General features: G+C 49.0%; 7 protein-coding genes. 5 read left to right on the top strand and 2 right to left on the bottom strand.

What is annotated here, in order from left to right; translation table 11 throughout:
- Positions 1 to 93 precede the first annotated feature (93 nt).
- Positions 94 to 2,448, bottom strand: coding sequence for a TonB-dependent receptor (locus J4G07_05865; protein MCE2413512.1), 2,355 nt, complete (start codon positions 2,446 to 2,448; stop codon positions 94 to 96).
- 213 nt (positions 2,449 to 2,661) lie between these two features.
- Between J4G07_05865 and yiaK the strand changes: the two genes are divergently transcribed.
- The 5 genes from yiaK (at position 2,662) to J4G07_05840 (ending at position 8,996) form a co-directional block, all read left to right on the top strand.
- The gene (gene yiaK, locus J4G07_05860; GenBank protein MCE2413511.1) at positions 2,662 to 3,672 is read left to right on the top strand and encodes a 3-dehydro-L-gulonate 2-dehydrogenase; all 1,011 of its coding nucleotides are present in this window, start codon (positions 2,662 to 2,664) and stop codon (positions 3,670 to 3,672) included.
- 208 nt (positions 3,673 to 3,880) lie between these two features.
- On the top strand, positions 3,881 to 5,005 hold the full coding sequence (locus J4G07_05855) for a Gfo/Idh/MocA family oxidoreductase (GenBank protein MCE2413510.1): 1,125 nt from the start codon (positions 3,881 to 3,883) through the stop codon (positions 5,003 to 5,005).
- Positions 5,006 to 5,854: a fumarylacetoacetate hydrolase family protein gene (locus J4G07_05850; protein ID MCE2413509.1), complete on the top strand. Its 849-nt coding sequence runs from the start codon at positions 5,006 to 5,008 to the stop codon at positions 5,852 to 5,854.
- Positions 5,855 to 6,084: 230 nt separating this feature from the next.
- Positions 6,085 to 7,011, top strand: coding sequence for an Ig-like domain-containing protein (locus J4G07_05845; protein MCE2413508.1), 927 nt, complete (start codon positions 6,085 to 6,087; stop codon positions 7,009 to 7,011).
- 224 nt (positions 7,012 to 7,235) lie between these two features.
- Positions 7,236 to 8,996 carry an alpha-amylase gene (locus J4G07_05840; protein MCE2413507.1) on the top strand — a complete coding sequence of 587 codons (1,761 nt, stop codon included), beginning with the start codon at positions 7,236 to 7,238 and terminating at the stop codon, positions 8,994 to 8,996.
- Positions 8,997 to 9,080: 84 nt separating this feature from the next.
- Here J4G07_05840 and J4G07_05835 read toward each other — a convergent pair whose 3' ends face one another.
- Positions 9,081 to 9,746, bottom strand: a complete 666-nt coding sequence (locus J4G07_05835; protein MCE2413506.1) for a cytochrome P460 family protein — start codon at positions 9,744 to 9,746, stop codon at positions 9,081 to 9,083.
- Between the last annotated feature and the right edge of the window lie 476 nt (positions 9,747 to 10,222).

Here is a 10,222-nt window from a genome sequence, read left to right as displayed (position 1 = left end):
AGGGACTGCCCCTACAGGGAAAATCCCTTCAACCCAACTGACAATACTATCAAACTCAACTTGACACAGCACTAGGCACGAAGTAGCCGAAGCTTAAAATATTGCTTCGAGTCCGATCCATGCAGCGCGGGGCGCACCGGGGGAGAGAAAGCGTGAATCCTCGAAGTCGTCTCCTAACACTTCGTCCGCCTCTCCAAACAGTCCAAAGGTTTCATACGTTTCATCGAAAAGGTTGTTCACCTTAGCAAAGATGGAGAGATGATCCCAGAACGTATACTTGGCGCGTAGGTTAACGATGCTGTAGCCTGGGATCTGGTCAATCAAGTTCCCCTCGTCGCCTCTGAAGATCTGACTGGAATTGAAGAGGATGTTCGTTCCCAAGGACAACGCATCGGTTACGGCATACGTGATGTCCGCTTTGAGGTTATGTTGTGGGACACTCGGAATGCGGTCGCCTTTCACCACGTCAATCTCTCCACCCTCCGCTTCTGGATGGTTTGGACTGCTAACTGTCAGATCGGTCTCGAAAGTCGCTGAAATGAAGGTATAATTGATCAGACCGTGTAGTCGGTTAAAAAAAGTTCCGCCGATACTGAATTCAACGCCTTGACGAAGCGTCTGAGCGATATTCTGAAAATAGCCTTCGTTGGTAAGCGCGCCGCTGCTGATGAAAATCAGGTCATCAAAACTCGTCGCGCGAAAGAAATCTGCGTTCCAATCCATTCTGCCTAATCTACCACGCAGTCCCGTCTCCCACGTCTTCGTTACTACCTGATCCAACGGCGGATCGGCGACAAATGCGTTCGGTAACCTGCACGGGGCATCCGGATCGGCGCAAGTGAGTTCCACAGGCGTGGGGACACGCGAAGACTCACTGTAACTTCCATAAAATGAAAGTGCGCGGTGGAACTGATACGTCAATCCCGCCGCTGGGTTGAAGCGGTCAAAGGTATGGTCTCCGTCGAGTTCAACACCTATCTGGTCCCGCAATGCAATCTCTGTTCTGTTATAACGTCCAGACAGCGTGAGCCCCAGTTGCGGTGTGATGGAGAAGGTGTTTGTTGCATAAATACCTATGTTCTGTACCCCTACCTCAACATCCACAAAAGATTCGCTTTCAAAAATACCGCTACCGACTGTGCCGCGATCCGGTGTTAGACTCGCCAGTTCCGTTTCGGAGTTGAACAGGGCACCGCCACTATCGAAGCTGGCACCGGTGATGAACTGATTTTCACGGTTGATGATCGGATTGGTGAAGGTTGCCTGTAAGGTCGCACCGTAACCACCTTGTCGAGTTTGACTTGTGTTATTTGTCGCATTGAATCCGCTTTCATCGTCATCGTCGTCCTCATCGCCCTCATCATTAGAACCATTTTCAGTGAGACGGACCTCGTTTCCAAACTGGTCCCTCACACGTTCCTCTTCTGTGCCTTCCTCAAGGCATAGGAAACCCTCGTTTTCAGCGTCTTCGCACGGTTCAAAGTCTGTATCGTCTCCATTAAAGGTCTCAATATTAGTGCGTCGATAGTAGACTGTACTCGCCAACATCACACTATTAGATAAAGCATGGCTGCTGCGCAAGTTCGCAAGGAGCATGTTGTTCTCCGTCCTATCTGGATGTGTAAACACCGCATCACGTCTTGTTTCAAGGAGTTGAATCGGTAGTGCTCCATTTCCTAAAAGTTCATTGTCTGCCAAGGTTAGACTCAGGTTCAGGTGGGTAGTGTCTTGTTCCCAACCGATGTTGCCAAACAGTTGCCTGACATCCGAAGGAGAAAAATCGCGCCAGCCATCTTCTGTAAAAAGATTGCCGCTCAGGAAGTAACTCAATCTCTGATTATGACCCCCACTGGAAAACTCAACGGCTCTCCGTGTGAATGAACCCCCATAGACCTTTACTGCGTGCCCGGGATGTGTGAAACCCGTCTTAGTCCTTAACGAAAGCGCACCGCCGAGCGTATTCAAACCGAAAAGTGGATTTGAACCGGGCATCAGGTTGATACTGGCAATTGCGGATTGCGGAATGACATCCCAGTTCACTGTGTCCCCAAATAGTTCGTTGACACGAATGCCATCCTGATAGGTGGCTAACCCTTGAGGCAGTCCGAGTAATGGGGAAGCCGTGAAGCCGCGAAAACGAATATCGGGTTGGAAAGGATTATTTTGCGCCTCGTTAACGTGAACGCTGCCGAGATTAAGGTTAATGAACTCGGTGAGGCTTAAGCTTTGGGCATCGTCAATTTCAGTGTAAGTCGTCGTTTGGATATTGGCAGGAACCTTATTTTTCGGAAGCCCCACACCGTGAAGTGGTGTTACACCGATTACCTCGATCGGTTCCATCTGCAGCGGTTCTTCCTCGGAATCCGCCAAAGCATTCCCGAAGGTGAGTAGAAGCCACCCGATAAGTATACAGTTGAAGGTTCTGAATAGACTCTTTGAGAATGCCATTGCTTCTGCCTCTTGGGGGATGTTGAAAAAAGATGTGGGATACTTTAAATATCACGATTGTGAGTATCTATGATACATCATAAGACGCTTTCACGCAAGGAAAATCAAGCCAGTTTCGGATAACAAAGCCCTCTGAAATCAGCACAAAATACCTTGCTTTTTTCTCAGACATCGGACATAATGATTGCAATAAACCGATGAGGACGCAATTATATGAAACGTGTACCTTTCCAAACTTTATGTGATGAATTTTATCGTGTGCTCGCAGCAATTGGGTTTGACGGTGCGCGCGGAATACTCTGTGCGCGACTGTTTGCCGAAAATCAGCGCGACGGCGTGTACTCGCACGGACTCAATCGTTTCCCCGGATTTGTTGCTGGACTCGAGAGCAAACAAATCAATTTCCGGGCACAGCCAGAGAAAATTGAAGGTTTCGGTGCCTTAGAACGCTGGGATGGTAAGATGGGAGTCGGACTCGTCAACGCTTACTTCTGTATGCAACGGGCAACGGAACTCGCTGAAGTCCACGGTATCGGGTGTGTTGGGCTTTCAAATACAAATCACTGGATGCGTGGCGGTGCCTATGCGTTACAAGCAGCGGAAGCCGGATATATCGGGATATGTTGGACGAATACAACCCGACTCATGCCACCGTGGGGTTCGGGAGAAAAAAAGATCGGGAATAATCCGATGGCGATTGGCATTCCAAGAGCGGAGGGACATGTTCTCCTTGATATGGCGATGAGCCAGTACTCAAACGGGAAATTGGAGGTGCTGCAGCTGCAGGGGAAACAACTGCCGTTACCGGGCGGTTACGATACCAAAGGTGAACTAACAATTGAACCCGGAGAGATTCTTGATTCTTCAAGAGCACTTCCCATCGGCTATTGGAAGGGATCGGGCTTGGCACTCGTGCTCGACACCATGGCATCCGTTATTTCAGGTGGACAGGCTACACACGAAATTGGAAAGCAGGGATCCGAATACGCTGTCTCTCAGGTGTACATCGCTGTTAACGCCACAGGCATGATGGGGCAAGCGGCGTTAGATGAAACAGTGGCAGCGATTATTGATGATTTCCTCGAATCAAAACCTTTAAATGAAAATGAGAGCGTGCGATATCCTGGAGAAGGCATGCTGCGGACGCGGATGGAGAGTCTTGAAAAGGGTGTCCTCGTAGATGAAGAGCAATGGCAGGCATTATTAGAAATGAGCATCTCTTAAAATTAGCCCCAAGCGCATAACTTGGAACGAAGTGGAAAGCGGATATACGTGAAGGGACGTTCAAGCACAAACCCACCTAACCGAACCGCAAGGAAAATTAAAAATTTGGCTTGCACTCTTTTTGCATCAGCGTATAATACACCTTAACACGAAATATCAAAGCTATATCCTAAGTTACCATGCACAAACTGAATTTGGGAGACAACTCATGACATTACGGGCGGGAATTGTCGGTTGTGGTGGGATTAGTCGCAGTCACGCTGGCGCGCATGCGAACTTGGAGGCGGTCGATCTCGTCGCGATGTGCGACATCAATCGCGATGCGCTCAACAACCGCGCCGACGAATACGGTGTCTCAAACCGATACACCGATTACGAGGAGATGTTCGCGCGCGAGGACCTCGATATCGTGAGTGTGTGTACACACGCACCGTTACATGCTCCGGTTGCGATTGCTGCTGCAAAAGAAGGTATTCACGTTTTATGTGAGAAGCCGTTGTCTGTTGATTTAGAAACCGCCGACCAGATGCACACGGCATGTCGTGAGGCGGGTGTGCACTTGGCGGTCAGTCACCAATTCCGATTTACGCCGCTTTTTCGGCACGCGAAATCTCTGGTTGATGCCGGTAAAATTGGTGAACTCCGTTCCATTCGTGAAGTTGGTAAGGGACGTGAAGCCGGATTCGAGTTGATGGAAATGGGGGTCCACTATTTTGACGAGATGGATTTCTTCTTAAACGGTATCTCTTGGATTCAGGCGCATATTACATATCAGGGACACGATGTGACAGAGGCGGATATTATGCACAGCAGTGAGTTGTGCAAAACCGACCGACGCGACAACGGTATCGTTGCCGGAGATACGATGCTCGTGCATATCGGTGGTGGAAACAGTGCCTACGGTATCATGGAACTCTACTGTCGCGAGCCCAGACACGGTTGGATGATGGGACCGCACCTACTCGGTTCAGAGGGACAATTGATGGTAAAACCGCACCCCGACACCGGTATAGATGAAATGTGGTATTGTCCCTTTGATGTGTCTTTTGCAGCGCATACACCCGCATGGGAACAGATAGAGCTTGACCCATCGGCGTTTCTTATCTCCGGAAAACCGTGGCAGTCGCGCCACACCATCTGGAGTGCGAAAAATATACGAGACGCAATTCTTAACGAAAACCAACCAGAACTCGGTGGACGCAACGCGCTTACATCTCTTGAATGTGTCAGCGCAACCTATGTCTCCCATTTCAACGGACAAAAGGTACAACTGCCGTTAAAGGAGCGGAGTCATCCGCTTGTAACACGTCTTAACACAGGAGCAAAGAACTAAATGAAACTTGCCTTTTTTAATGATTATCAACTCGGTGTAATAACAGAAGACGGGATCGTTGACATCAGCGGGGCACTCAGTGGTGTTTCCTACCATACACCGCAAGAACTCATACGGACGGTGATTGAGGATTTTGATAATCTACGTCCGGCTATAGAGGGCGCGGTTGAAAGCGGCACTGCCATCGCTATAGACAGTGTCAGTTTTAATGCACCCGTTCCGCGTCCGGGACAGCTCGTCTGCCTTGCGGGGAATTACATTGAACCCGATAGTCCGTCGCGTGGGGATTTCAATGCCTTTCTGAAGTCACCAACCGGTATCATTGCCACGAAGGGGAGGGTGGAACTTCCGGAAGCGGACGTGACCGTGTTTCACTTCGAGCCGGAATTAGCGATTGTGATTGGTAAAACGGCAAAGCATCTATCGGAAGATAACGCGTTAGATTGTGTCTTTGGTTACACGCAATTTATTGATGTCTCTGCGCGCGGGTTGCCCGGTGGTTTCTTCTTAGGAAAAAGCTGGCACACGTTTGCACCGATGGGTCCAGCGATCGTTACGGCTGACGAAGTCGGAGATGGGAACGCTCTCGGCGTGCAACTCTGGATTAACGACGGTCTCCAGCACGATTTCTCTACAAATTCCATGGCACGCTTTATCCCTGAATTGCTCGCAGAGGTGACCAATGTCGTAACCTTAGAGCCGGGTGATATTGTATCGACAGGAACGCACCATGAGGCACTCACTGCAATTGGAGACGGAGACACGGTCAGACTGTCCGTAGAAGGTTTCGGTGCAGACTTAACCGTGAGTGTGAGCGATCCACTCAAGCGGACAACGTGGCGCGGTTAAGATATTTGTGGCGCAGGTTTTTGTGCACAGTCTGTGCAAAAAAGTGTTGACAACTGTTTCAATTTACGTGTATAATAATTTAAGGTATAATTTAGGGGCTACCCTCTAACCACGAAATCCTTCTTCTAATAGCAATCGCAAGTTTTGGCTTGCCAGCTGCGTCACTTTCAATCGTACAATTTGGCGCGATTCAAAATGAGAGCCGTCCTGACCATAAGGAGACTAAATTAATGAAAAAACCCAGAAATATAGCCGTGCTTGCTGTTCTCGCGATTGTCTGCGCGTGGATGGCAGGATGTGCTGGCTGTAATCCAGAACCGATACCCAGCGGAATGAGTCCTACGCAGGGACCCGAAACCGGCGGGACGACTGTCCAGATTACTGGCGAAAAATTTGATATGAAAAACGGCGTAACCGTGACGTTCGGTGGGAAAAATGCGCAAAGTGTAACCGTCCCAAGTGAAACACAAATCACGGCAGTGACTCCGGGTGGCATGGCAGGAGAATCCGTGTCCATCGTCGTTACGAATAAAGGAAAACCTGAAGTACCGGTCACGCTTTCACAGAAATTTACCTATACTGACGCGACGCCACCGACAGTGACAATGAACGAACCTGTCGATGGCACAGTTATCTCTGACTACGAAGATTCGCTGAATGTAATGAATAGCCTGACGGTTTCGTTTAGCGAACCGATTGACAGCAGCAGTGTTGGCGTGGATGTGGCAGTCACGAAAACGGAAGATTCGATGAGTGAACCGATGAACGCAATGCTGTCAGGGACAGTGAGCGGAAGCGGCGATTCTGTGACGTTTACATCCGATATGCCGATGCGTGCAGGACGTATGTATACTGTCACCGTCTCCGGTGCTACGGATATGGCAGGCAATGCCCTCGAAAGTTCGCACAGTTTCAGTTTTAGCATCACCAGCCCTGAAATGCTTTACAAATACCATGTGAAGGAAGAGGATATTCAGGAAGAAAACGGCGAAGCGGCACTCAAACGCATCGCTGCGCGTCCTGAGATTTTCGATGACGCAGAGATGTGGAAACGGTTAGTCGCCGCGAACCAAGACGATTATATCTTCGATCGGAGTAGACTGAGTGTGGGACAACTGTTATTGATTCCACGCGGGCGCGCTTGGGGCGATAAGTAACCAAAAATTTGTGATCAAGATTGAAAAGCCGTGTACCTACTACACGGCTTTTTTGTTTCCACGTGCAGCGGGAACACGTTCCAACGGGTCGCGATACCGCGCAAAACAGATAGAAAATGGCAGAATGAATACCTATGACCTCGCTATCTATAAGGTATAGGTAATTCATATTTTGCTTCCATCCGACAAAGCCCCGTAGGGGCGGCATTTATGTAGGGAAAATCATGTTTGGTCCGCAAAGAGATTTTGAGAACCGTATCACTGAGTACCGTAGCAATTTGGTCGGTATCAGGCATCTTCATCGATTCAATCCACGGCTTACAGACCTATCGCGACCGCAGCCGAATCAATCAATCGACCTTGACGTGACAACGTCTGGCGGTGTCGCCTACGATGTGGTTCGCTGTTGGATGGAGACAGATGGCGAGGAATCCACGTTTGAACTCGCGTCGAGTGGGACAGTATGGAACGCACTTGAATGGCGATATGTGCGCCACTGGAATGGGCAGATCCCACCGCAACCAAGCGGGACAGTCATCCGGTATAGAATTGGTGGACGCGTCGCGGGATCAGATAGATGGATCTTTGCGGATAACCAAGCGCGAGTGCTATCCGAAGCAACCGAATTCGCTATCTCTATTGACGATTACGACGTGCCGCAGTGGGCCCGTGATGCCGTTATCTATCACATCTTCCTTGATCGCTTCTATCCGGGGGACGGTGTACCGTGGAAAAAACCGACAAACCTTTCCGGGTTTTTCGGTGGAACACTTCGTGGTGCAATTCAGAAGCTTGACTACATTCAATCGCTTGAATGCAATGCAATCTGGCTTTCACCCCTCTTTGCAAGCCCATCTCATCACGGTTACGATGCGACAGATTATTACACTGTTGAACCTCGATTGGGAACGAACGCGGAACTGGTAGAACTCATCGAAAAAGCGCATCAGCGTGGCATGCGGATTATTCTCGATTTTGTTGCCAACCACTGGTCGAACCACCATCCGACCTTTCAAGCGGCACAGCGTGACTCAGACAGTGAATATCGGGAGTGGTACACATGGCAGCACTGGCCCCATGAATACGAAAGTTTCTTCACTGTGAAGGGAATGCCACAACTGAACTTAAAACACAAACCGACGAGCGATCATTTGTTGAAATGTGCACAGCATTGGCTTCAGAAAGGTGTTGATGGGTATCGGCTTGACTATGCGCCAGGTCCGCCACGGACGTTCTGGGCAGACTTCCGTCAAGCCTGTAAATCCGTGAAGCCTGACGCTTTTCTGTTTGGGGAGGTTGTGGGTCATTCGGAAGTCATCGCGTCCTATATGCCACATTTTGATGGCTGCCTCGATTTCCTGCTCGCGGATGCGCTCCGACGGACTTTTGTCCTTGAAACTTCAACACTACTGGAGTTTGAGTCGTTTTTAGCGGCGCATGAGACTTATTTTCCGCAAGACTTTTCACTGCCGGCGTTTCTGGATAACCATGATATGACGCGGATTCTCTATTTGGCGAAAGAGGATAAGGCGAAAGTCAGGTTGGCAGCGTTGGTGCTCTTCACGCTCTCCGCACCCCCTGTGATTTACAACGGAACTGAGATCGGCGTTTCGCAAAGAAACCCTCTTGGACGTTTCGAGGAAGCGAGGTTGCCAATGCCGTGGGGAGATGAAGCGGACAAAGATTTGTTGGACTATTTCCGAAACTTGGGAGCATTACGGAAGCGGTTTTCAGGACTTACTTCTGGTAGTCGGAGGCTTGTGCATCTGGACGTTCAAAAGGGAACTTACGCATATCTACGCACTTCAGAAACGGATTCTATCCTAATCGCTTTGAATACGAGTCGATGTTCTCAAACAATTGATGTTCCAATCTCGTCTTTTCAAACTTCTGCGGGAGATCTCCTCAATGGGAATGGAGTGACAGTGTCCGGAGATTCCGTAAGCATTTCACTTCCAGCACAGAGTGGTGCGTTTATTGCTTGAGATATAGGGTAGAAAAGAGGAAGGGGACCGACAACCACAGAATGCTGTTCTCAGTCCCCTTCTTATAGGCGTTATGAGATGTGACTATTGGACATCGCCGCCATTAGCGTTGCCCTCATCTGCCGCGCCGCCATTGGCATCGTCCATATCGTCCATCTCATCCATCATGTCATCCATGGAGAATGAGACGAAGACACTGTCGTTATCGGCTTTGGCGTGGCATCCATGGCATCCCATACTATTCTCTAAGCTACCACCACCGACCATCATATACTCACCATCTGCTGACGAGCGCGCATATTTGACGTACATCCAACCGTTGTGGTCGGCATACATCGGGTCGTCGGTTTTCGTCATCACCGCTTTCTTTGCTACGAACGTATTGGCATCATCCATAATTGTCTTGACGATGATGGTCCCTGCGGGGTAAGCTGTCCCGTCCATGTTCGCCATAGCACCGATGTCATTGATATAGGCGGTACGAGTGCCTTCGCCGTGTGCGGCACCGGTTCCGGCAGCATTCATGGCAGCAGCAGCTTCCGCTACGGTCATCGTCGGTGCAGGAAGCTCAACGCTCGCCCACGACATGTACATTGTCGAATCCATCATATCCGTCATCATCTTCATCATATCGTCAGCAGCCATCATATCGTCAGCAACCGGTTGTAACATTTTCTGGCCCCGGTCGCAAGACATGAAGGCGACACAAGCAATTAAGAGCGCAATCAAGGCTATATGAACTTTTAACATTATTAGAACTCCTTATATTTTAAAGTGGAGATTAACGAAAAGTGTCAGGCTTTTAAGAGACAAGCCTATCCACTTCATTGTGGCACTCTTCAAAATCACCTACTACATAGTTTCATTTTAAATAATAGAACATTTCGTTTTAATTTTCAAGGGAAATGCAGTTTAAAGGTCGCTATTTGAAAATTACCCTACTGGACGTGAACTCTATAATATAAAAATTTGGTGTTCGTAGGTTGAGTTGAATGGGGAAAGGCAAAGTATTGTCAATACTGAAAGCACTGGTACTGTTTTAAAAGACTATTGGGTGAGATATTGAAAGTAGGTCCACATTTTCAGCAATCGGGAGATGGTGAAGCATTAAGTAATAAAAAAAGGGACAACAACCATAGAAGGCAGTTACTGTCCCCTTTTCTTTTAGAAATGCTGTGAGATGGAACTATTGGGTGTCATCGTCGTTGTCATCGCCCATGTCGTCG

The sequence above is a fragment of the Candidatus Poribacteria bacterium genome (assembly GCA_021295715.1).
Classification (GTDB): domain Bacteria; phylum Poribacteria; class WGA-4E; order WGA-4E; family WGA-3G; genus WGA-3G.
This window is presented reverse-complemented; position numbering and strand designations above follow the sequence as displayed.

Excerpts from the sequence above, each read along its gene's own strand:
- J4G07_05865 (MCE2413512.1), bottom strand. The coding sequence starts at position 2,448 with ATGGCATTCTCAAAGAGTCTATTCAGAACCTTCAACTGTATACTTATC.
- yiaK (MCE2413511.1), top strand. The coding sequence starts at position 2,662 with ATGAAACGTGTACCTTTCCAAACTTTATGTGATGAATTTTATCGTGTG.
- J4G07_05855 (MCE2413510.1), top strand. The coding sequence starts at position 3,881 with ATGACATTACGGGCGGGAATTGTCGGTTGTGGTGGGATTAGTCGCAGT.
- J4G07_05850 (MCE2413509.1), top strand. The coding sequence starts at position 5,006 with ATGAAACTTGCCTTTTTTAATGATTATCAACTCGGTGTAATAACAGAA.
- J4G07_05845 (MCE2413508.1), top strand. The coding sequence starts at position 6,085 with ATGAAAAAACCCAGAAATATAGCCGTGCTTGCTGTTCTCGCGATTGTC.
- J4G07_05840 (MCE2413507.1), top strand. The coding sequence starts at position 7,236 with ATGTTTGGTCCGCAAAGAGATTTTGAGAACCGTATCACTGAGTACCGT.
- J4G07_05835 (MCE2413506.1), bottom strand. The coding sequence starts at position 9,746 with ATGTTAAAAGTTCATATAGCCTTGATTGCGCTCTTAATTGCTTGTGTC.